We start from the raw sequence: 22098 nt of genomic DNA, 5'->3' as shown, positions 1-22098 counted from the left end.
ACCACAGTTAACGCCCGGATTTTCTGGCCGTTGAACAGCTGATCAGCGACGAAATCCATGCTCCAGCAGTCGTTCAAACTGGAGATCGCCGGCCGCTCCTGCCGGTGTGCTGCAGCCACACGCCGTCTTGGCCGCTTGCGCCGCAGATTCAGCCCTTCCTCGCAGTAAATCCGGTAGGTCTTCTTGTGATTGATCAGCCAGCCCTCGCGCCGTAGCAGCACGTGAATGCGCCGGGCCCCGTAGCGGATGCGCGTGGCGGCAATCTCCCGGATCCGCTGGCGCTCGGCGCGATCATCTCGGGGCCGTGGCCGATAAAAGTAGGTGGCTTGGCGCAACTGCATCACCGCCGTGGCGCGACGAATGCTGACGCGGTAAGCGCTGATCAGAAAATTCGCCAGCTCGCGTTTGCGAGCCGGCTTCACAGCTTTTTTTGGATGACCTCCTGCAGCATCTGCTTGTCCAGACTCAGGTCGGCCACAATGCGCTTGAGCCGGGCGTTTTCTTCTTCCAGCTGCTTCAAACGGCGTAGTTCGGACACGCCCAGACCACCGTATTTCTTCTTCCAGTTGTAGAAGGTCGCTTCCGATACACCCATCTTGCGGCAGACCTCTACCACCGTCGTGCCCGACTCGGCCTGGCGCAGCGCAAATGCGATCTGCTCTTCGGTGAACTTCGATTTTTTCATGACAAATCTCCTGCCCGGATGGGCTCAAATTTGCCAGAAATCTCTACTTTTGAACGCTACGGTTTTTTGGGAGGAGGTCATCGACGCTGACCAGAAACCCAACAAATGGATAGCTCGAAAAGTCGGCTCAAACAGTGCAATCCTCAGGGCAATATTTATGCTCTGGCCGATGTGGGGCATTACAACCAATCTTTACAAGGGGCCATGACAGCCCTATTCGCTATGCTCGAGTGAGCGCTGATTTCCGCATGCAGAAACAGAAATTGCCCTGATAGCATCACCGCATAAAGCTGCCATTCCCACCCACCAGCCGATACCCCACCCCCGTCTCAGTCAGGATATGGCGCGGGTCGGCGGGGTTGTCTTCCAGCTTCTGCCGCAGGTGGCCCATGTAGACCCGCAGGTACTGGCTGCTTTCGGTGTGCGACGGCCCCCACACTTCGCGCAGCAGGTCGCGCTGGGTGAGCACCTTGTCGGCGTGGCGGATCAGGGTGGCCAGCAGGCGGAACTCGATGGGGGTGAGGTGCACCGGCTGGCCGGCCTTGGTCACCTGGCGCGCGGCCAGGTCCACGCTCACGTCGCCGAAGCCGAAGCGTTGCGCCGGGCCGGCGGCGTTGCCGGCGTGGCGCCGCAGCAGTGCGCGGATGCGCGCCAGGCATTCGGGGATGCCGAACGGCTTGGTCAGGTAGTCGTCGGCGCCGGCGTCGAGCGCGGCCACTTTCTCCGCTTCCTGGCTGCGCGCGGAGATCACCAGGATCGGCAGCGTGGCCCAGGCGCGCAGCTTGCGGATCAGCTCGACGCCGTCCAGGTCCGGCAGGCCCAGGTCGACGATCACCAGGTCGGGCTTGCGGCTACCGACGTCGATCAGGCCCTGGCGCGCGGTGTCGGCCTCGTGCACCGCCATGCCCTCGCCCTCCAGCGTCACCCGCAGGAAGCGGCGGATCTGCGTGTCGTCCTCGATGACCACGACGGTGATGGGCAGCTCATTCATGGGGCAGGCTCGGTGCGGCCTCGATGGGCAGGGTGAAGGTGAAGGTCGCGCCGCGCGGCGCGCGGTCGGCGGCCTGGATGATACCGCCGTGGGCCTCGACGATGGCCTTGCAGATCGCCAGCCCCAGCCCGACGCCGGGGACGGCCGATTCGGCGTCGCCGCGGGTGAACTTGTCGAACAGCCGCGCCGCCGGGCCGGGCGGCAGGCCGGGTCCGTCGTCGCTCACGGCCACCGCCAGCGCGCCGTCGGCCACGCGGGCGGCGATCACGATCTCGCCGCCGGCCGGGGCATATTTGGCGGCGTTCTCCAGCAGGTTGACCAGCACCCGCTCGATCAGCACGCCGTCGAAACGCAGGATCGGCAGGCCGGCATCCAGCGCGGTGCGCACCCGATGTCCGGCCAGGCGCGGCGCCGCGCTGCGCAGGGCGGCGCCGATCACTTCGTCGATCGGCTGCCACGACGGGTTGAGCTGCACGCCGGCCTCCAGCCGCGCCATCTCCAGCAGGTTGGTCACCTGTTGCGACAGGCGCAGCGTCTCGTCGCGGATGCTGGCGGCCAGCTCGCGCGCCTGCGTCGGCGGCAGTTCGCGCTCGGCCAGCAGGCTGGCCAGACCGGTGAGCGAGGTGAGCGGCGTGCGCAGGTCGTGCGACACGCTGGACAGCACGCTGTTGCGCAGGCGCTCGCCCTCCATGGCGACGATGGCGTCGCGCGCCACCTCGACGTAATGCACCCGCTCCAGCGCCAGTGCGATCTGGCTGGCACAGGTGTCGAGCAGCCGCCGCTGCTCCGGCAACGCCAGCGCCGGCTCGTCGGCGGCCAGCGCCGCCACGCCGCGGGTGCGCATCGGCGCCACCAGTGGCAGGTAGAGCGCGTCCGCCGCCGGCAGCGTGCGGGTACCGCGTCCGGCGGGCTCGGCATGCTCGTACACCCACTGCCCCACCGCCGCGTCGACCGGCATGCCGTCGGCGGCGGCGCGCACGCGGTCGGCGCTGTCCGGCAACAGCAACGCCACTCGTGCGCCGAACACTGCCGACAGGTGCCGGGTGGCGGTCTCGACGATCTGCTCGGTGGTCAGCGCGCCGGCCAGCTCGTGCGACAGGTCGAACAGCGCGCGGGTGCGTCGCTCGCGCTGGGTGGCCACGGTGGCCTCGAAGCGCAGCCGCGCGGTGAGCTGGCCCACCACCAGCGCCACCGCCAGCATCACGGCGAAGGTGAGCAGGTATTGGGTATCCGACACGCTCAGCGACAGGCGCGGCGGCACGAAGAAGAAATCGAACGACAGCACCGCCAGCAGCGAGACCGCCGCGCCCGGCCCGCGCCCGTAGCGCAGCGCCACGCCGATCACCGCCAGCAGGTAGAGCATGACCACGTTGGCGGGGTCGAACATCTGGTGCAGCAGCGCGGCGATGCCGGTGACCGCCGCGCACGCCAGCACCGCCGCCGGGTAGCCGCGCGCGGCGCGCCGTGGCGCCTCGGTGTCGCCATAGAAGCCGGCCAGGGCATTGCCGGCGGGCTGAGGCGCCTCGCCGTCGGGATGCGCCACCACGTAGAGGTCGATGTCGCGGGTGCGCCGCGCCAGCCGATCCGCCAGCCCGGGCCGCAGCCAGCGCCGCCAGCCCGTCGCGGGCGAGCGGCCCAGCACCAGCTTGGAGACATTGCGGCTCTCGGCATACGCCAGCAGCGTGGCCGCCGCGTCGGCGCCGGCCAGCACGCAGGTTTCGGCGCCCAGCTCCTGCGCCAAGGCCAGCGCCCTGGTCATCCGGTCGGGCCGGCGCTGCTCGCGCGGCGTTTCCACATAGACCGCCAGCCAGTCGGCGTGCAGGCTGGCGGCCAGCCGCGCCGTGCTGCGCAGCAGTTGGTCCGCGCCGCCGCCGGGGCCGATGCAGGCCATCAGCCGTTCGCGGGCGTGCCACACCGGGCGGATCGCCTGGTCGGCGCGATAGGCGCGCATCTGCGCATCCACCCGATCCGCCACCCGGCGCAACGCCAGCTCGCGCAGCGCCAGCAGGTTGCCCTTGCGGAAGAAATGCTGCGCCGCGCGCTCGGCCTGCGCGCCCAGGTAGACCTTGCCGTCGGCCAGCCGCGCCAGCAGTTCGTCCGGCGGCAGATCAACCAGCGTGACCTCGGTGGCCGCGTCGAACACGCGATCCGGCACCGTTTCGCGGACCACGATGCCGGTGATGCGCCCGACCACGTCGTTCAGGCTTTCCAGGTGCTGCACGTTGAGCGAGGTGTAGACGTCGATGCCGGCGGCGAGCAGTTCCTCGACATCCTGCCAGCGCTTGGCATGGCGGCTGCCCGGCGCGTTGGTGTGCGCGTACTCGTCCACCACCACCAGTTGCGGCGCCCGCGCCAGCGCCGCGTCCAGGTCGAACTCGGCCAGCGTGTGCCCGCGATACGCCACCTGCGCCGGCGGCAACACCGGCAACCCCGCCAGCAGCGCCGCCGTCTCGGTGCGGCCATGCGTCTCCACCACGCCCAGCAGCACCGCCACGCCCTCGCGCTGCCGTGCCTGCGCGGCCTCCAGCATGGCGTAGGTCTTGCCCACCCCGGCACAGGCCCCGAAGAAGATCTTCAGCCGCCCGCGGGCGGCCTGGTGTTCCTCGCGACGCAGGTCGGCGAGCAGTTGGTCGGGGTCGGGGCGATGGGTGGTCATGGAGTGCGACAGGGGACGGAAACGTGGGGCCAAGGCTACGCAGGCTGGCCCCAAAAACCAATGCCCCGCCGCCAAAGCCACGGCCGGATCAATTCAGCCCGGGCCGCCCCGCGAACTCCGCCATCCATTTCGCGACCGTGTCCGGCAGATAGCCGCGATGAAAATGTCTGCGCCAGGGGTAGGCACTCCGGCCGGACCCATCCTTGAGCAGGATATTGCTGGTGTCGCAGATGTATTTCGCGGGGGAGCCCGCCACCACCGTATCGGGCTCCACGTCCCTGGCGACGGCGCTGTGCGCGCCGACCAGCGCGCCTTCCTTGACGGTGACGCCCGGCAGCACGACGGACATGGTGGCGACCGCGACGTAATTCTCCAGCGTGACGGACAACATCACATTGCTGGGCGGATGCGGATCATTGGTCAATACCACATAGGGGAATATCCAGACGTAGTCCTTGATCCGGGCATGCTGGCCGATATGGACATTGCTATGAAGCCTGACGAAATCGCCGATTTCGCAATGGCCTTGTATATCGCTCAAAGTGCCGATTTGCATGTTGCGCCCGGCCTTGGTCTTTTCCCTGACTGTGACGCGATGCCCGGTCACCAGGTTATCGCCGAATGTGGATCCTTCGTAAAAGATGCTGTGCGAACGGATGAAACTGTTTCTGCCAATGTGCAATAGCGGCTCGTCCAGGGCGGTGTGGGCCGGATGTCCGATTTCGCAATGCGATTCGATGACGGTGCCGTCGCCGATCGATACATTCCCGCGCACGATGGTATAGGCGCCGATGACGACATTCTCACCGATCCGGGCTTCATTCGACACGATGGCAGTGGGATGGACCCGCAAGGCAGAGACGGTCTGCAATATCCGCTTGGTGACGCAATCCCTGACATATTCGCTCGGGTCGGCCAACAGGGCGTCGAGCACCGGCTTCGGCGTCGCCGCGTTGAAGGCCACCGCGGCACGGATGACTTCGTCCTCCGCCCCCGCCAGCCGGGCCAGCACCTGGACGCTCGTATCCGGATCGCTGGCCTGCCTGAACAACGAATGCTGATCGGTGCTGTTTGGGTTGTGAGTCATCGCCACTTCCTCTTCAGGCATTCCCATATTTTTACTTGCAGGCGTCATTCATATAGCGGGGCCTGCATGCTGCTTATTCCCATTCTGTAAAGTGGGGATGAGCATTTTCCTACGACGCAATATTTTCCTACGACGCAATAAACAACAACCGTCGCCAGACAGTCAATCGACTTCCATGCACGGATGTACCCAAATGATCATCCGTTGATCCAAGCCAAACCGACCGTTATCTCCCGATATCCACAGTTGGCCTCTTTAGCCCGCACGGCGCATCCGCCTAGTAATCAAACTCGCAATACCGCACCCGCCGCTCGAACACGAAGCCACAGCGTTCCGCCAGCCGTAGCGAGGCGTGGTTGTCGTCTTCGGTGGACCAGTGCGGGATGCAGCGGGTGTTGCGGGCCTGGAGCACGCACGACAGGGCGACGTGGGTGGCCAGGCCGCGGCGGCGCAGTTGGGGCAGGTAGGTGCGCACCGCCAGTTCGTGGTGGCGGCCGACGGCGTAGCACGAGAAGCAGGCGCTGACGGCATGGGCGCCGTGGCAGATGGCGTAGCCGATGCCGTGGGCGAGGAAGGTGGCGCAGTCCGGCCAGAATTCGAGCAGGTCCCGGCGCAGCGCGGCGTTGTCGGGGTGGCAGAGCATGGCGCGGTCGATGCGCAACGGGCGACAGCCGTCGGGCAGGATGGGCAGGCGCGGTTGCAGCGGCAGGCGGCCGGGTTCGAAGCGGAACAGCCGGTAATGGCCCCACTCCGGCTCGCGCGGGGCGAAGGCGGCCTCCAGCGTGGGATACCAGGCTTCGTGCAGCGCGATGCCGATAAAGCATTCGGCGCCGATCTCGGCCTGGTCGCGCGGCTTGAGCGTGTGCTCGACGAAATCGTCCAGGTGCTGGCGCAGCCGCGAGTGGTGGGCATCGCCCAGGAAGTAGGCGCCGATGCCGGTGGCGGAAACCACGGCGACGCTGGGGTTGGTGGGGTTGTCGACGTGGACGTGGCCGCGATGCGGCCCGGCCAGTACGCCCTGGAGCGGCATTTCATGGGGATGACGGCCGTCCAGCAAGGCGAGGACGGCGCCGTATCGGCTGCGATCGATTTCAAAGAACATGGGAGGTCTCGGCAAGCGGGCCTGCAAGCGCCTGCTCCGGGCTCCTTTCGCGACCGCTTTGTGGGCGGTGCCGGGATCCGGAACAGGCGCCTGTCGCCGGGTGAAGCCCCGGCGAGGAAGCGGTGCAGACCGTCGCGGAGCGTGCCGAGTTCCGCACCGGGCAGTTCCACGCACCAGAATGATGCTGTTCGCCAAGCCGGGCAAAAAGCCGATCACCGCGCGGCATCCAGCGCCAGGTTCAGCGCCAGCACATTGACCCGCGGCTCGCCCAGCCAGCCCCACTGCCGGCCTTCGGTGTGGGCGGCGATCAGCGCCCGCACCCGTGCCGGCGACAAGCCGCGCAAGCGCGCGACGCGGTCGGCCTGCCATTGCGCGGCGGCGGGGCTGATGTGAGGGTCCAGCCCGCTGCCGGAGGCGGTGACCAGTTCCACCGGCACCGGCCGCGCATTGCCGGGATCGGCGGCGCGCAGTGCGGCGATGCGGTCCTCGACCGCCTGCTTCAACGCCGGATTGGCGGGCCCCAGGTTGGAACCGCCGGAAGCGCCACCGTTGTACGGCATCGGGCCGGTGGCGGAAGGCCGCCCCCAGAAGTAACGCGGGTCGGTGAACGACTGGCCGATCAGGCGCGAGCCGACCAGCTCGCCGTCGCGCACGATCAGGCTGCCGTCGGCCTGCGCGGGGAACAACGCCTGCCCGACCACGGTGACGGCCAGCGGATAGGCCACGCCGGTGACCAGCGTGAGCGCGGCGAACAACACCAGCGCGGGACGAATCAGTTTCATGGTTTTGCTCCTTTGGTTTGGTTGACGGGCAAACCCCAAGTCTTGAACCACAGAGAACACAGAGAACACGGAGGACAAACGGGAGGAAGGCGGACGACAATTTGCCGCGAGGAAGAAATTGAAAGCACCGCGGATCTCATCGATTTCCCAAGGGTTTCCTCAGGTTCTTCCTGGTTTTCTCCGTGTTCTCTGTGTTCTCTGTGGTTCAAGGTGTGGGGTTCGCCTTCCCGCTCACAGCAGATTGAGCGTCATGTCGATCAGCTTGATGCCCGCGAACGGGGCGATCAGGCCGCCCAGGCCGTAGATCAGCAGGTTGTCGCGCAGCAGCCGGGCGGCGCCCACGGCGCGGTAGCGCACGCCGCGCAGCGCCAGCGGAATCAGGAACACGATCACCAGGGCGTTGAAGATCACGGCGCTGAGGATGGCGCTCTGCGGGCTGCCCAGCCGCATCACGTCGAGTGCGGCCAGTTGCGGGTAGGTGGCGACGAACACGGCGGGCAGGATGGCGAAGTACTTGGCCAGATCGTTGGCGACGCTGAAGGTGGTCAGCGCGCCGCGCGTCATCAGCAACTGCTTGCCGATCTCGACGATCTCGATCAGCTTGGTCGGGTTGCTGTCCAGGTCGACCATGTTGCCGGCCTCCTTGGCGGCCTGGGTGCCGGTGTTCATCGCCACCGCCACGTCGGCCTGCGCCAGCGCCGGCGCGTCGTTGGTGCCGTCCCCCGTCATCGCCACCAGCCGGCCTTCCGCCTGGGTGGACCGGATCAGCGCCAGCTTGGCCTCGGGCGTGGCTTCGGCCAGGAAGTCGTCCACCCCGGCCTCGGCGGCGATGGCGGCGGCGGTCAGGCGGTTGTCGCCGGTGATCATCACCGTCTTGATGCCCATGGCCCGCAGGTCGGCGAAGCGTTCCTTGATGCCGCCCTTGACGATGTCCTTCAGCTCCACCACGCCCAGCACCCGCGCGCCGTCGGCCACCACCAGCGGGGTGGCGCCACGCCGGGCGACGTCCTCGACGCTGCGGGTCACCTCGGCCGGAAAATGCCCGCCCAGTGCGCCGATGTGCTGGCGCAGCGCGTCCGCCGCGCCCTTGCGGATCACGCGGCCGTCGCAATCCACCCCGCTCATGCGCGTCTGCGCGGTGAACGGCACAAAGCCGACGCCGTGCTCGCCCAGCGCGCGCTGGCGCAGGTTGAAACGCTGCTTGGCCAGCACCACGATGCTGCGCCCCTCCGGGGTTTCGTCGGCCAGCGAGGCGAATTGCGCGGCGTCGGCCAGCTCGGCCTCGCTCACCCCCGGCGCAGGCAGGAAGGCCGTGGCCTGGCGGTTGCCCAGGGTGATGGTGCCGGTCTTGTCCAGCAGCAGCACGTCCACGTCGCCCGCGGCCTCGACCGCGCGGCCGGAGGTGGCGATCACGTTCACCCGCATCAGGCGGCTCATGCCGGCAACGCCGATGGCGCTGAGCAGGCCGCCGATGGTGGTCGGGATCAGGCACACCAGCAGCGCCACCAGTGCGGTGATGCCCACCGGCGCGCCGGCGCCGGAGACGTCCACCGCGAACAGCGAGAACGGCAGCAGGGTGACCACCACCAGCAGGAACACCAGCGTCAGCGCCACCAGCAGGATGGTCAGCGCGATCTCGTTGGGCGTCTTCTGCCGCCTGGCGCCCTCGACCATGGCGATCATGCGGTCGAGGAAGGCCTCGCCGGGGTTGGCGGTGATGCGCACCACGATCCAGTCCGACAACACGCGGGTACCGCCGGTGACGGCGCTGAAATCGCCGCCCGATTCGCGGATCACCGGCGCCGATTCGCCGGTGATGGCCGATTCGTCCACCGACGCCACGCCCTCCAGCACCTCGCCGTCGCCGGGGATCACGTCGCCGGCTTCGACCAGCACCGCGTCGCCGGCGCGCAGGGCGGTGCTCTCCAGCAGTTGGTAGCCGGCGTTGCGCCGCGGCGCGCCCAGCTTCTTGGCCAGCACCTGCTGCTTGGCGGCGCGCAGGCTGGCGGCCTGCGCCTTGCCGCGCCCTTCGGCCAGCGCCTCGGCAAAGTTGGCGAACAGCACGGTGAACCACAGCCATAGCGCCACGCCGAGGATGAAGCCGGCCGGCGCCTCGGCATGGCCCGCCAGCGCCGCCAGCCACAGCAGCGTCACCAGGATGCTGCCCAGGTAGACCACGAACATCACCGGATTGCGCCACTGCACGCGCGGCGACAGCTTGCGCACGCTGTCCAGCAGCGCCGGACGCAGCAGCGCGGGGTCGAACATCGATAATTGTCTGTTTGTCATGATCCGTCCCTCAGCGGGCCCACAGGGCCAGGTGTTCCGCCACCGGCCCCAAGGCCAGCGCCGGCACATAGGTCAGCGCGCCCACCAGCACCACCGCGCCGATCAGCAGCAGCACGAACAGCGGGCCGTGGGTGGGCAGGGTGCCGGCGGTGACGGCCAGGCGCGGCTTGGCGGCCAGCGAGCCGGCGATGGCCAGCACCGGCACGATCACGGCGAAGCGACCGAACCACATCGCCAGGCCGAGCAGTACGTTGTAGAAGGGGGTGTTGGCCGACAGGCCGGCGAAGGCCGAGCCGTTGTTGTTGGCGGCGCTGGACAGCGCGTACAGCACCTCGGAGAAACCGTGTCCACCGGGGTTGAGGATGCCGGCGCGGCCCGGCTCGACCAGCAGCGCCAGCGCGGTACCGGCCAGCACCAGGGTGGGCGTGGCCAGGATCACCAGCGCCACCATCTTCATGTCGAAGGCTTCGATCTTCTTGCCCAGGTATTCCGGGGTGCGGCCGATCATCAGCCCGGCGATGAACACCGCCAGCAGCGCGAACACCAGCATGCCGTACAGCCCGGAGCCGACGCCGCCGAACACCACTTCGCCCAGCTGCATCAGCCACATCGGCACCAGCCCGCCCAGGGCGGTGAACGAGTCGTGCATGGCGTTCACCGCGCCGCACGACGCGGCGGTGGTCACGGTGGCGAACAGGGCGGAGGCCACGATGCCGAAGCGGGTCTCCTTGCCCTCCATGTTGCCGCCGGCCTGCCAGGCGCCCGCCGCCTGATCCACGCCCAGCGCGCGCCAGCCGGGGTTGCCCTGCTGCTCGGCCCAGATCGCCGCCAGTGCGAACACCACGAACAGCAGCGTCATCGCCGCCAGCACCGCCCAGCCCTGGCGGATGTCGCCGACCTCGCGACCGAAGGCAAAGCACAACGCGGCGGGGATCAACAGGATCGCCAGCATCTGCAACAGGTTGGACAGCGGTGTCGGGTTCTCGTAGGGATGCGCCGAGTTGGCGTTGAAGAAACCGCCGCCATTGGTGCCCAGCATCTTGATCGCCTCCTGCGAGGCGACCGGGCCTTGCGGCAGCGTCTGCGCCCGAGTCGTGACGGTTTCGGTGCGCGGCTGGCCGGCGGCGTCGCGCACCGGGTTGCCGGCGGCGTCGAGCAACGGTCGCTGGTACTGCACCGTGGTGACGGTCTGCGCCTGGCGGTCGGCCTGGAAGTTCTGCACCACGCCCTGCCCCACCAGCACCACCGCCAGCAACAGCGACAACGGCAGCAGCACGTAGAGCGTGGCGCGGGTGAGGTCGACCCAGAAGTTGCCGACGGTGGCGGCGCCGTGCCGCGCCAATCCGCGGATCAGCGCGAACACCACGGCGATGCCGGTGGCCGCGGACAGGAAGTTCTGCACCGCCAGCGCCAGCATCTGCGTCAGGTGGCTCATGGTGCTTTCGCCGGCGTAGCCCTGCCAGTTGGTGTTGGCGACGAAGGAGATGGCGGTGTTGAAGGCGGAATCGGGCGACACCGCGCCGAAGCCCTGCGGGTTGAGCGGCAGCCAGCCTTGCAGGCGTTGCAGCGCGTAGACGAACAGCGCGCCGAGCAGGTTGAACAGCAGCAGCGCCAGCGCGTAGCGCTTCCAGTCCATTTCGTGCGCCGGATCGACGCCGGCCAGCCGGTAGCCGCAGCGCTCCACCGCGCCCAGCGGGCCGGTGACGACGCGCGAGCGCCCGGCCATCACGTCGGCCAGGTAACGCCCGAGCGGCCAGGCCAGCAGGCCCAGCAGCGCCAGATAAAGCGCGAGTTGTGCGTAGGCGTTCGTGGTCATCAGAAACGCTCCGCGCGCAACAGCGCATAGATCAGGTAGACGAACAGCAGCGCGGCGCTCGCGCCCGCCACCGCGTAGAGCCAGGTCATCGCTGGCCTCCCAGCCGGGCCACGCCGGCCAGCAATCCGGCCGTGGCGGCGAAACACAGCACCACCAGGCCCAGGTAGATCGCATCCATCTTTTTGCTCCCGTGTACGGGACGCGGCATCACGCCGCCCCCACGCTCTGCATGGTGGCGGGCAGGGCATAAAGACGCGGTAAAAGGCGGAAGGCAGGATGTAAAGGAAAGATAAAAACTGCTGGGGAAGGCCAGTTCAAACTGGCAAGGCAAACTGCCAATTCAAATCTGGGAACACAGAGAACACGGAGAGCACAGAGAACACAGAGAACACAGAGAAAACCAACCCGAACGCAGGAACGGGCCGGATTTATCGGTTTGGCCTTCTCCGTGTCGCTCTGTGTTCTCCGTGTTCTCTGTGTTTCAAGATTTGGAAGTTGACGTTGACGTTGACGTCGCCAGCACCACCACCTGCTCGCCGCGTTGGCGCAGTTCCTGTTGCAGCAGCTGGTAGAAGTCGATGTCGAACGCGGGGCGCGGGGTCTGGAGCAAGGCCGGCAGTTCGGCGGGATCGGCGACGGTGCCGAGGTAGACCCAGCGGTCGATCACGTGCAGGCGGCTGGCCCATTCCGGGCCTTCGGGCAGGCCGATCGGGCCGGGGAACGGCCATGGGGCGAAGGCGCTCCTGGCCAGCGCCGACAGCAGGCGGGCGTTGTGCTGCGCCGCGCTCTCGCGGCCGACGCACACGCCCTTGCAGCGGCCACCGCAGTCGGCGCAACCGGGCTGCCCCGACTTGGGCGCGGGCTCCAGCCCCAGCACCCGGCGGCACAGGCGGAACGGCTCGGCCAACTTGTCCAGCAGCTTGTTGGCGTCGCGCCGGCTGCGGAACGGCCCGAACACGCGGTCGCGCTCGGTACGGGTGAAGTCGAGCCGCGCCACGTCCACCCGCTCCGGCACCAGCAGGCCGTCGTGCTCGACCAGTTGCCAGGCACACAGTTCGCGGGCCGGCTTGCCGCGCGCGTTGTGCAGCGGCGCCAGGTTCTTGAGCAGGCGCAGCTCCAGCAGGCGCGCGCCCAGGTCGCCCGGCGCCTCGTGCCATTCCAGGCCACGGATCGCGGCCAGCCACGGCAGCGATTTGGCGCGAGCGCCGAAGTGCGCCAGCACGCCTTTGCGCAGGTTGGCGTTGCGCCCGACGTACAACGGCGTGGCGTCCTCGCCGCGGAACACGTAGGCGCCGGGCAGCTCCGGCAGGTCGTCCAGCGCGGCCGGGTCCAGCCCCGGCGGCAACGCGGGCTGGCGGGTCAGCTCGGCGATGGCGGCCTCGACCTCGGCGGTGGGATGGTCGCGCGTCGCGGCGCCGAGGAATTGCCACAGCAGTTCGGCATCGGTCAGCGCGCGGTGGCGCTCGCCTTCGACGGACAGGCCATGGCGCTCGACCAGGCTGTCCAGGTTGTGCTTGAAGTGCTGCGGATACAGCCGGCGCGACAGCTTGACCGTGCACAGCACGGTGGCGTGGAACGGCAGGCCCAGTCGCTTGAATTCGTTCTTGAGGAAACCGTAGTCGAAGCGCGCGTTATGGGCGACGAACAGGCGCCCGCGCAGGCGTTGCGCCACTTCGTCGGCCACCTCGGCAAAGCGCGGCGCGCCGGCAACCATGGCGTCGTCGATGCCGGTCAGGCGCTGGATGAACTCGGGAATCGGTACGCCGGGATCGACCAGCGTGCTCCAGCGGCGCAGACCGTCGGCGTCGATCTCGATCAGGCCGATCTCGGTGACCCGGTCGCGCAGCGGGTTGGCGCCGGTGGTTTCCAGGTCCACCAGCACCATCGGTTCGGGGTAGCGCCAGCCTTCCATGTAACGCTCGCGCCCCTCAGGCCGCGGCCTTGACGAAGCGGAAGCACTGGTGGATGCGCTTGTTGCGGAAATCCTCCGGCACCGATTGCGCCGAAAGGTCTTCGCACAGCGGCGCCAGCGCCGGGTCCAGCTTGAAGCTGCGCAGGTTGTTGGAGAAATACAGCACGCCGCCGGGCGAGAGGATCTCCAGGCAGGCTTCGACCAGCCAGCGGTGATCCTTCTGCACGTCGAGCACGCCCTGCATCTTCTTGGAATTGGAGAACGACGGCGGGTCGAGCACGATCACGTCGTACTGCGCGCCGTCGTCCAGCGCCTCGGTCAGAAACTGGAACACGTCCTGGCGCACCCGACGGTGCAGGCCGTCGGCGAAGCCGTTGAGCGCCAGGTTGCGCGCGGCCCAGTCGAGGTAGGTGTTGGACAGATCGACCGACATGGTTTCACGCGCGCCGCCCGCCGCGGCGTAGACGGTGAAGGCGCCGGTGTAGCAGAACAGGTTGAGGAAGCGCTTGCCCTTCACCTCGCCACGCACCCGCTGGCGGGTGTTGCGATGGTCGAGGAACAGGCCGGTATCGAGGTAGGTATCCAGGTTGACGACGAACTTGAGGCCGAATTCCTCGACCACCAGATCCTCGCCGGCGCGGCCGGTCTTTTCGTACTGGGTGTCGCCCTCCTGGCGGCGGCGCGTCTTCACCGAGACCTGTTCCTCCGGCACGCCGAGCGCGTGCGCGGTGGCTTCCCAGATCTCGGCCAGCCATTCCTCGTGCGCCTCGTCGGTCTGCACCCAGCCGGTGTCGTATTCCTGCAAGTGGACATGGCCGTCGTACCAATCGACGATCACCGGGTATTCGGGCACGTCGCGGTCGTAGATGCGGTAGCACGACAGCCCCTGGCGGCGGGCCCACTTGCCCCAGTGCTTGGCGTTCTTGGCAAGGCGGTTGGTATAGCTGGCGATCTCGGACATGACTTACCTGAAAAGATGAAGGGCTGCCCCGCCAATGGCGGCGTGCCCGTGGTCACTGCAAAAACCGGTGATGGACCGACCTGAGCGATCGATCAACAAAGCAAAATAGGGCGTCCCGAGCAAAGCAAGGCTCCCTCGTCGGGGCGAGAGCGGGGGGTGTGGGAACCAGACAGGAAGGAGCAGTTGCCCGCGCACCACGAGCGGCGCGCGCCCGGCCTGGCCGGGGGCTTGCTGCGCTTCGACCGCCGGTTCACGCAGGCTATCTGCGTTGGGTCTGCCGCCACGCCAGCAGGCGTTCGAACACCGGCTGCGGCACGTACTGGCAGACCACGCTTTCCCAGTTGCCCGGGCCGACCAGGCCCTTGACCATGGTCGAGCTGATCTCGGCGATCTCGCGCGGCGGCATCAGGAACACGGTGTCGATATGCGGCGCCAGGTCGGCGTTCACATAGCGCATCTTGCGCTCGAATTCGTAGTCGGCCGCTTCGCGGATGCCGCGCAGGATGTAGTCGGCGTTCTCCTCGCGGGCGTAGTCCACCAGGAAACGGTTCTCGAAAATCTCGACCCGCAGGTTGGTCAGGTGCGCGGTGGTCTCGCGCAACATCGCCACCCGCTCCTCGACGCTGAAGGTGTAGCGCTTATCGGGGTTCTCGCCGATGGCCACGATCATTTCGTCGAACAGGCGGGTGCCGTGCTCGATCATCCACAGGTGGCCATTGGTGACCGGATCGAAGCTGCCCGCATACACGCCGCGCCGCATGCTGAACCCTCATCGTTGAAACGAGCCGCCACTATACCATCGGTGGACATTAATTTAAGATGCCCCGGACATAGCAAAAACGGCCTCCAGCAAGGAGGTTCAGCCCTAGGGGGAGATCAAGATGCTGCGCAAGTTGTTCCTGCTGCCCTGCCTGATCGCGGGTGTCCTCGCCACGGCCAATGCCGCGCCGGAGGACGAGGAAGTCGAAGCCGTCAACCGCACCCCCGAATCCGAAATCGTCATCGGCCAGTCGGTGCCCACCACCGGCATCGCGGCCGACACCGGCAAGGCGCTGGCGCTGGGCGCGTCGTTGTATTTCGGTCGCGTCAACGCCCGGGGCGGCATCAACGGCGCCGTGGTCAACCACAAGGTGCTGGACGACGGCAACAATCCGCAAAAGGCGGTCCAGAACACCCGCGACCTGCTCGACAAGCAAGGCGCCGCGCTGCTGGTGAACTATTACGGCAGCGCCACCGCCACCGAGCTGACCCGCTCCAAGGTGCTGGCCAACGCCAACGTCGCGCTGGTGGGCGTGCACGGCGGCGCCGAGCTGATCCGCCTGCCGGCCGATCCGAACATCTTCCAGACCCGCGCCGGCTACACGCAGGAGCTGGAAAAGACCGTCCAATTGCTGACCGGCAACCTCGGGATCACCCGGGTGGGCGCGCTGGTGCAGGACGACGCCGACGGCCAGGCCGCGCTCAAGTCGCTGAAGGACGCGCTGACCAAGCGCCAGCTCAAGCTGGAAGTGGAAGCCACCTTCAACGCCAAGAGCGGCGACGTCGCCGCCGCCACCAAGACACTGGCCAAGGCCAACCCGCAGGCGGTGATCGTGCTGGCGATCTCGCGCCCGGCCGCCAACTTCGTCAAGCAGTTCAAGGCCGCGGGCGGCACCAGCCAGCTCTACGGCATCTCGTTGATCCAGTTCGAGGACGTGATCCGCATCGCCGGCAAGAAGGACGCGCACGGCCTGGGCATCTCGCAGGTCTATCCCTATCCGTCCAACATGCAGCTGCGCTTCATCCGCGAATTCCAGGAAGACGCCGGCGCCGTCCTGCGCAGCGGCGAGTACCCCAGCTACGCGGTGCTGGAAGGCTACCTCTCGGCGCGGCTGGCGGTGGAAGCTCTCAAGCGCGCCGGCAAGAACCCCACCCGCCAGGCCGTCTACAACGCGCTGACCTCGATGAACCGGCTGGATCTGGGCGGCTACGTGATCGATTTCAGCGCCAACAAGCGCCTGGGTTCCAGCTTTGTCGAGCTGACGATGATCTCGCCCACCGGCACCCTCACCCGCTGAGCGGGCGGCATCGCAAACAACCGGCCCCAGGGCCGGTTTTTTGTTTGTGCAATCTTGTGTGAGGGATGTCAGGGCGAATTTGACCCTTGGTTTACTCCGCCACTAAGATGGGGCAGCGCAGTTCCGCGCACCACAAAACAGGGGAAACCGAGATGACCGATATCCAACCGAGTGCTCAGCCGCCCTCCAACGATGCCACCACCATTGCCGTCCTGGTCTGGATCGGCACCATTTTCTTCAGTTTCATTCCCGCGCTGATTCTCTATCTCGTCAAGAAAGACGATGCCTTTGTGCAGGACCAATCCAAGGAAGCGCTCAATTGGGCCATCACCGTGATCATCGCCTACGCGGTGTCCGGCATTCTGGTGTTCATCGTGATCGGCATTCTGTTGGCCTGGATCGTGGCACTGGTGAACCTGGTGTTCTGCATCCTCGGCGCCATCAACGCCAGCAAGGGCGTGTCCTACCGCCTGCCGTTCAATCTGCGCCTGATCAAGTAACCGCCGCAGTACCGCATGCCGACAAAAACAGGCTGCCCCGGCAGCCTTTTTTGTTGCGCGAACACCATCCGTGCCCCGCGCCGCTCACGACATGACCAGCGGTCGCTGACAATACACATGTCATAGGCAGTCAGCATGACGGCTCGATTCGTGCCCGCGCGCCCACGGTTGAGCCGGGGCTACGCAAGCTGGCAACTCAGGCACGCTGCGCCGCAACATGGTTATCCGGGCAAGCTGACCGGCAGGTGACGATTGATGCAGGCTTATCGGCACATTCGAATAATCTCAAACACAGACATACCGGAATTTCTGCAAAGCGCGCTCTAGCCTGATGTCGCCTCACCGGCACCCATACAACGGAGGTTATCGTCATGCTTGCTCGCCATGTCCTGCCCGCCCTGGCCGGGGCGCTGCTTTGCCACGCCGCACTGGCCATCCCCACCACCATCGATTCCAACCACGTCACCGTGGATTTCGACCCGGACACCTTCACCTTCGGCATCGACCAGTACGACTACGGCTGGACCACCTACCTCGATCCCAACAGCGTGGGCTACAGCGCATCCAGCAATGGCGTGCTGCTCGATTTCGGCAGCCAGTTCTCGTTGTTCGACTACGCCATCAACGAGAGCGACCCGCTGCTGCCCGTGCACGCCTTCTTCGATTCCACCTTCTCCTTCACCGCCAAGCCCGGCCACAAGATCGTCGGCTACACCGTCGATTTCATCGGCAGCTACAACACCGAGTATCCCGGCGGGGTGGGCATGGCGGTGGATGCCGTGGGATGGACCGGCTTCAGCTACGGCAGCGGTTCGTTCGTACAGCAGTTGCAGTACAACGACCCGACCGCCCCGGCGCTGCGCGGTTACGCCGAGGCGCAGGGCTCGATCGACTGGACCGAAGTGCAGGTCGGCACCGAGATCGTCCAGATCGGCACCGACTGGCAGGAAGACCCGTTCTGCGTCGGGCAGCCGGATTGCCCGTTGATCGAAGTGCCCATCTATGGGGAAGTGCCGGTCTACATGTGGCAGGCCGACCTGGGCGGCGCCGATCTCTATCTGCAACGCATCGCCTTCAACGCCATCACCACCCCGGTGCCGGAACCCGCCACCGCCGCCCTGCTGCTGGCCGGTGGCGGGCTGGTCGGCTGGGCGCGGCGGCGCAAGGCGCGCGCAGACCACGCGCGGGGCTGAGTGCGGCACAGCCAGGAGGGTTTTATCGATCGCACAAAAAAAGGAGCGCCGGAGCGCTCCTTTTTTATTGTGGGCCGGATCAGCCCAGCCAGACCCGCGCATTGCGGAACATGCGCATCCACGGCGAATCCTCGCCCCAATGGTCGGGGTGCCAGCTCATCTGCACGGTACGGAACACCCGTTCCGGGTGCGGCATCATGATGCTGAAGCGGCCGTCAGCGGTGGTCACGCCGGCGACACCCTTGGGGCTGCCGTTGGGGTTGGCCGGATAGGCTTCGGTCGGTTTGCCGTGGCTGTCCACGTAGCGCATGGCGACGATGGCGTGCTTCAGGTCGCCCTGCTGACCGAAGTTGGCGTAGCCCTCGCCGTGGCTCACCACCACCGGCAGTTTGCTGCCGGCCATGCCGCCGAAGAACAGCGACGGCGATTCCGGCAGTTCCACCATCGCCAGCCGCGCTTCGAACTGCTCGCTCTGGTTGCGGGTGAACTTGGGCCACGCCTCGGCGCCGGGGATGATGCCGGCCAGGTTGGCCATCATCTGGCAGCCGTTGCACACGCCCAGGCCGAAGGTGTCGGCGCGATGGAAGAAGGCGTCGAACTGGTCGCGGGCGCGGGCATTGAACAGGATGCTCTTGGCCCAGCCTTCGCCGGCGCCCAGCACGTCGCCGTAGCTGAAGCCGCCGCAGGCGGCGATGCCCTGGAAATCGGCCAGACTGACGCGGCCGGCGATCAGGTCGCTCATATGCACGTCGACGGCGGAGAAGCCGGCGCGGGTGAAGGCGGCGGCCATCTCGATCTGGCCGTTGACGCCCTGCTCGCGCAGCACCGCCACCTTGGGGCGCGCGCCCTTGGCAATGAACGGCGCGGCGACGTCCTCGGACGGCTCGAACGACAGTTGCGCGAACAGGCCCTTGTCGTGACGTTCCTCCAGGCGGTGGAACTCGGCATCGGCACAGGCCGGGTTGTCGCGCAGGCGCTGGATGCGCCAGCTGGTTTCGCTCCATGCCTTCTGCAATTCGACGCGCGCCTCGTCCAGCAGCAGGCGGTTGCGCTTCTTCACCTTCAGGCGGTCGTCGTGGTTCAGCGTGCCGATCACGTGCAGCTCGCTGCGGATGCCGACGTTGGAGAAGGCGGCGATCACCGCGGCGGTGTCGCTGCGCTTCACCTGCAGCACCGCGCCCAGTTCCTCGTTGAACAACACGCCCATCACGCGGCCCATCTCGGCGCGCGCCACGTCCTCGGATGACAGTTCGTCCTCCTCGCGGGCGCGGCGACGACGCTCGATGCAGACCTCGTCGATCTCCAGGGTGACACCGACATGGCTGGCGAACATCATTTCGGCCACGGTCGCCATCAGGCCGCCGTCGGAACGGTCGTGGTAGGCCAGCAGCCGGCCCTGGGCATTCAGCTTCTGCACGGTGTCGAAGAACGCCTTCAGGTGCGGCACGCTGACCACGTCGGGCGCCCAGGTACCGACCTGCTTGTGCACCTGCGCCAGCGCCGAGCCGCCCAGGCGGCACTTGCCGTCGCCCAGGTCGACCAGGATCAGGTCGGTGTCGAACTCGGCGCGCAGCACCGGGGTCAGGGTGCGGCGCACGTCGCCCACCGGGGCGAAGGCGGAGACGATCAGCGACAGCGGCGCGACCACTTCCTTCTTGTCGGCGCCGTCCTGCCACACCGTCTTCATCGACAGCGAATCCTTGCCCACCGGGATCGACACGCCCAGCTCGCGGCACAGGTCCAGGCCGACCGCCTTCACCGTGTCGTACAGGTTGGCGTCCTCGCCGGGGTGGCCGGCGGCGGCCATCCAGTTGGCCGACAGCTTGACCTCGCCCAGCGAAGCGATCGGCGCGGCGGCGATGTTCAGCAGCGCCTCGGCCACCGCCATGCGACCGGAGGCCGGCGCGTTCAGCAACGCCAGCGGCGTGCGCTCGCCCATCGCCATCGCCTCGCCGCGATAGGTGGCGAAGCCCATGGTGGTGACGGCCACGTCGGCCAGCGGCACCTGCCAGGGGCCGACCATCTGGTCGCGCGCGGTCAGGCCGCCCACGGTGCGGTCGCCGATGGTGACCAGGAAGTTCTTGCTGGCCACGGTGGGCAGGCGCAGCACGCGGTACAGCGAATCCTTGAGGTCGCACCCCGACGAATCGAATACCTGGAACTGCGGCTTCACCCGCGCCACGTCGCGCGTCATCTTGGGCGGCTTGCCCAGCAGCACTTCCATCGGCATGTCGACCGGCTTGTTACCGAAATGCGGGTCCTCAACCACCAGCTGGCGTTCGCTGGTGGTGCGGCCGATCACCGCGAACGGGCAGCGCTCACGCTCGCAGATCTGCTCGAACGCCAGCAGATCGCTCGGATGGATGCCCAGCACGTAGCGTTCCTGCGATTCGTTGGACCAGATTTCCTTGGGCGCCATGCCCGATTCTTCGATGTTCACCTTGCGCAGGTCGAACACCGCACCCATGCCGGCGTCGTTGACCAGCTCGGGGAAGGCGTTGGAGATGCCGCCCGCGCCCACGTCGTGGATCGACTGGATCGGGTTGGCCGCGCCCAGTTGCCAGCAGCGGTCGATCACTTCCTGCGCGCGACGCTGGATCTCGGGATTGCCGCGCTGCACCGAATCGAAGTCCAGGTCGGCGGCGTTGGCGCCGGTGGCCATCGAGCTGGCGGCGCCGCCGCCCATGCCGATCAGCATGCCCGGACCGCCGAGCTGGATCAGCAGGCTGCCGTCGGGCAAGGCGTTCTTGCCGACGTGGATGGCGGCGATGCTGCCCAGGCCGCCGGCGATCATGATCGGCTTGTGGTAGCCGCGGCGCTGGCCGTCGAAGGTTTCCTCAAAGGTGCGGAAGTAGCCGCACAGGTTGGGACGGCCGAATTCGTTGTTGAACGCCGCCGCGCCGATCGGGCCCTCGATCATGATGTCGAGCGCGCTGGCGATGCGGTCGGGCTTGCCGTAGACCGGGTCTTCCCACGGCTGCACCGCGCCGGGGATGTTCAGGTTGGAGACGGTGAAGCCGCACAGGCCGGCCTTGGGCCGCGAGCCGCGCCCGGTGGCGCCTTCGTCGCGGATTTCGCCACCGGAGCCGGTAGCCGCGCCGGGGAACGGCGAGATCGCGGTCGGGTGGTTGTGGGTTTCCACCTTCATCAGGATATGGGTCTGCTGGCGGTCGAACGCGTATTCGGCCGTGCCGGGACGCGGGAAGAAGCGGTCGACCTCGGCGCCCTCGATCACCGAAGCGTTGTCGGCATACGCCACCACCGTGCCTTCCGGGTGCGCCTTGTGCGTTTCGCGGATCATGCCGAACAGGCTGTGCGGCTGCGGCTCGCCGTCGACGACGAAGCTGGCGTTGAAGATCTTGTGGCGACAGTGTTCGGAGTTCGCCTGGGCGAACATGGTCAGCTCGACGTCGGTGGGGTTGCGCCCCAGCTTGCCGAAGTTCTCCACCAGGTAGTCGATCTCGTCCTCGGACAGCGCCAGGCCGAATTCGCCGTTGGCCTTGGCCAGCGCCTCGCGCCCGCCGCCCAGCACATCCACGCTGACCAGCTCGCGCGGCGCGAAGTGGCGGAACAGTTCGGCGCCGGCTTCCAGCGTCTCGAACACCTGCTCGGTCATGCGGTCGTGGATCAGCGGGATCAGCACGCTCTTCTCGGCGGTGGACAGCGGGGCGCCGTCGGCACGGCTGGCATACACCGCCATGCCGCGTTCCACTCGCGCCACCTGTTCCAGCCCGCAGTGGTGCACGATGTCCGACGCCTTGGACGACCAGGGCGAGATGGTGCCCAGGCGCGGCAGCACCAGCAGCAGCGTGCCGCGGGCGTCGTCGTTGCGCGCCGGTTCGCCGTAGCTGAGCACGCGCTCCAGCACCGCGCGCTGTTCCGCGTCCAGTTCGCCGTCGACTTCCGCGTAATGCCAGAACTCGGCGTAAAGCCGGGCCGGTATGCCTTGCGCGGCCAGTGCGGCCTGGAGTTTTTCGATGCGGAAAGCGGAGAGCGCCGCGCCACCGCGCAGCTTGAGGACATCAGCCATGATTCGGATCCGTAGGGGTCGCGACAAATGAAACGCG

Annotated in this window: 15 protein-coding genes and 1 pseudogene; 3 read left to right on the top strand and 13 right to left on the bottom strand. The window is 67.3% G+C overall.

The annotated features are described in order from the left end of the window. From C556_RS23980 to coaD, 12 genes and pseudogenes are all read right to left on the bottom strand, one after another. A pseudogene (locus C556_RS23980) lies at positions 1 to 685 on the bottom strand (transposase); the annotation flags it as partial. Between the two features lie 277 nt (positions 686 to 962). After that, the gene (gene kdpE / locus C556_RS0118280) at positions 963 to 1676 is read right to left on the bottom strand and encodes a two-component system response regulator KdpE (RefSeq protein WP_018749695.1); all 714 of its coding nucleotides are present in this window, start codon (positions 1674 to 1676) and stop codon (positions 963 to 965) included. Next, positions 1669 to 4332 carry a DUF4118 domain-containing protein gene (locus C556_RS0118275; RefSeq protein ID WP_018749694.1) on the bottom strand — a complete coding sequence of 888 codons (2664 nt, stop codon included), beginning with the start codon at positions 4330 to 4332 and terminating at the stop codon, positions 1669 to 1671. Before C556_RS0118275 ends, kdpE begins: the two co-directional genes overlap by 8 nt. A gap of 88 nt (positions 4333 to 4420) precedes the next feature. Continuing rightward, complete coding sequence (locus C556_RS0118270; RefSeq protein WP_211214753.1) at positions 4421 to 5440, bottom strand: N-acetyltransferase; 1020 nt, start codon at positions 5438 to 5440, stop codon at positions 4421 to 4423. 256 nt (positions 5441 to 5696) lie between these two features. Then, positions 5697 to 6521 (bottom strand): GNAT family N-acetyltransferase, encoded by an 825-nt coding sequence (locus C556_RS0118265; protein ID WP_018749692.1) that lies wholly within the window; start codon positions 6519 to 6521, stop codon positions 5697 to 5699. A 212-nt stretch (positions 6522 to 6733) separates the two neighbouring features. Then, positions 6734 to 7303, bottom strand: coding sequence for a potassium-transporting ATPase subunit KdpC (kdpC, locus tag C556_RS0118260; protein WP_018749691.1), 570 nt, complete (start codon positions 7301 to 7303; stop codon positions 6734 to 6736). Between the two features lie 231 nt (positions 7304 to 7534). Further along, complete coding sequence (gene kdpB / locus C556_RS0118255; RefSeq protein WP_026263204.1) at positions 7535 to 9592, bottom strand: potassium-transporting ATPase subunit KdpB; 2058 nt, start codon at positions 9590 to 9592, stop codon at positions 7535 to 7537. A 10-nt stretch (positions 9593 to 9602) separates the two neighbouring features. Further along, entirely contained in the window at positions 9603 to 11408 is a 1806-nt protein-coding gene (kdpA, locus tag C556_RS0118250; RefSeq protein ID WP_018749689.1) for a potassium-transporting ATPase subunit KdpA, read from the bottom strand. Continuing rightward, positions 11408 to 11497 carry a K(+)-transporting ATPase subunit F gene (kdpF, locus tag C556_RS23305; protein WP_018749688.1) on the bottom strand — a complete coding sequence of 30 codons (90 nt, stop codon included), beginning with the start codon at positions 11495 to 11497 and terminating at the stop codon, positions 11408 to 11410. Before kdpF ends, kdpA begins: the two co-directional genes overlap by 1 nt. Before the next feature lie 392 nt (positions 11498 to 11889). Beyond that, positions 11890 to 13320, bottom strand: coding sequence for an exonuclease domain-containing protein (locus C556_RS21145; RefSeq protein ID WP_018749686.1), 1431 nt, complete (start codon positions 13318 to 13320; stop codon positions 11890 to 11892). Positions 13321 to 13336: 16 nt separating this feature from the next. Then, positions 13337 to 14281, bottom strand: coding sequence for a class I SAM-dependent methyltransferase (locus C556_RS0118230; protein ID WP_018749685.1), 945 nt, complete (start codon positions 14279 to 14281; stop codon positions 13337 to 13339). Between the two features lie 259 nt (positions 14282 to 14540). After that, the gene (gene coaD, locus C556_RS0118225) at positions 14541 to 15041 is read right to left on the bottom strand and encodes a pantetheine-phosphate adenylyltransferase (protein WP_018749684.1); all 501 of its coding nucleotides are present in this window, start codon (positions 15039 to 15041) and stop codon (positions 14541 to 14543) included. 121 nt (positions 15042 to 15162) lie between these two features. On the opposite strand from coaD, the gene C556_RS21140 reads away from it, so the two are divergent. The 3 genes from C556_RS21140 to C556_RS23660 all read left to right on the top strand — a co-directional run bounded on the left by C556_RS21140 (position 15163) and on the right by C556_RS23660 (position 18031). Continuing rightward, on the top strand, positions 15163 to 16338 hold the full coding sequence (locus C556_RS21140) for an ABC transporter substrate-binding protein (RefSeq protein ID WP_018749683.1): 1176 nt from the start codon (positions 15163 to 15165) through the stop codon (positions 16336 to 16338). 152 nt (positions 16339 to 16490) lie between these two features. Next, positions 16491 to 16838 (top strand): DUF4870 domain-containing protein, encoded by a 348-nt coding sequence (locus C556_RS0118215; protein WP_018749682.1) that lies wholly within the window; start codon positions 16491 to 16493, stop codon positions 16836 to 16838. A 371-nt stretch (positions 16839 to 17209) separates the two neighbouring features. Further along, positions 17210 to 18031 (top strand): PEP-CTERM sorting domain-containing protein, encoded by an 822-nt coding sequence (locus C556_RS23660; RefSeq protein ID WP_018749681.1) that lies wholly within the window; start codon positions 17210 to 17212, stop codon positions 18029 to 18031. Between the two features lie 79 nt (positions 18032 to 18110). On the opposite strand, the gene purL is transcribed toward C556_RS23660, so the two are convergent. Next, a complete protein-coding gene (gene purL / locus C556_RS0118205) occupies positions 18111 to 22061 on the bottom strand; it encodes a phosphoribosylformylglycinamidine synthase (RefSeq protein WP_018749680.1) in 3951 nt (1316 codons plus the stop codon). Positions 22062 to 22098: the final 37 nt, after the last annotated feature.

The sequence above is a fragment of the Chitiniphilus shinanonensis DSM 23277 genome, assembly GCF_000374805.1.
GTDB classification, from domain to species: domain Bacteria; phylum Pseudomonadota; class Gammaproteobacteria; order Burkholderiales; family Chitinibacteraceae; genus Chitiniphilus; species Chitiniphilus shinanonensis.
Note: the sequence above shows the minus strand (reverse complement) of the source record. Positions and strands in the feature narration are given on the sequence as shown.

What these genes read in the sequence shown, in the direction of transcription:
- C556_RS23660 (WP_018749681.1), top strand. Translation starts at nt 17,210, where the DNA reads ATGCTTGCTCGCCATGTCCTGCCCGCCCTGGCCGGGGCGCTGCTTTGC.
- C556_RS0118275 (WP_018749694.1), bottom strand. Translation starts at nt 4,332, where the DNA reads ATGACCACCCATCGCCCCGACCCCGACCAACTGCTCGCCGACCTGCGT.
- C556_RS0118270 (WP_211214753.1), bottom strand. Translation starts at nt 5,440, where the DNA reads ATGCCTGAAGAGGAAGTGGCGATGACTCACAACCCAAACAGCACCGAT.
- kdpA (WP_018749689.1), bottom strand. Translation starts at nt 11,408, where the DNA reads ATGACCACGAACGCCTACGCACAACTCGCGCTTTATCTGGCGCTGCTG.
- purL (WP_018749680.1), bottom strand. Translation starts at nt 22,061, where the DNA reads ATGGCTGATGTCCTCAAGCTGCGCGGTGGCGCGGCGCTCTCCGCTTTC.
- coaD (WP_018749684.1), bottom strand. Translation starts at nt 15,041, where the DNA reads ATGCGGCGCGGCGTGTATGCGGGCAGCTTCGATCCGGTCACCAATGGC.
- C556_RS0118215 (WP_018749682.1), top strand. Translation starts at nt 16,491, where the DNA reads ATGACCGATATCCAACCGAGTGCTCAGCCGCCCTCCAACGATGCCACC.
- kdpF (WP_018749688.1), bottom strand. Translation starts at nt 11,497, where the DNA reads ATGACCTGGCTCTACGCGGTGGCGGGCGCGAGCGCCGCGCTGCTGTTC.
- C556_RS21140 (WP_018749683.1), top strand. Translation starts at nt 15,163, where the DNA reads ATGCTGCGCAAGTTGTTCCTGCTGCCCTGCCTGATCGCGGGTGTCCTC.
- kdpE (WP_018749695.1), bottom strand. Translation starts at nt 1,676, where the DNA reads ATGAATGAGCTGCCCATCACCGTCGTGGTCATCGAGGACGACACGCAG.
- kdpB (WP_026263204.1), bottom strand. Translation starts at nt 9,592, where the DNA reads ATGACAAACAGACAATTATCGATGTTCGACCCCGCGCTGCTGCGTCCG.
- C556_RS0118230 (WP_018749685.1), bottom strand. Translation starts at nt 14,281, where the DNA reads ATGTCCGAGATCGCCAGCTATACCAACCGCCTTGCCAAGAACGCCAAG.
- C556_RS21145 (WP_018749686.1), bottom strand. Translation starts at nt 13,320, where the DNA reads ATGGAAGGCTGGCGCTACCCCGAACCGATGGTGCTGGTGGACCTGGAA.
- kdpC (WP_018749691.1), bottom strand. Translation starts at nt 7,303, where the DNA reads ATGAAACTGATTCGTCCCGCGCTGGTGTTGTTCGCCGCGCTCACGCTG.
- C556_RS0118265 (WP_018749692.1), bottom strand. Translation starts at nt 6,521, where the DNA reads ATGTTCTTTGAAATCGATCGCAGCCGATACGGCGCCGTCCTCGCCTTG.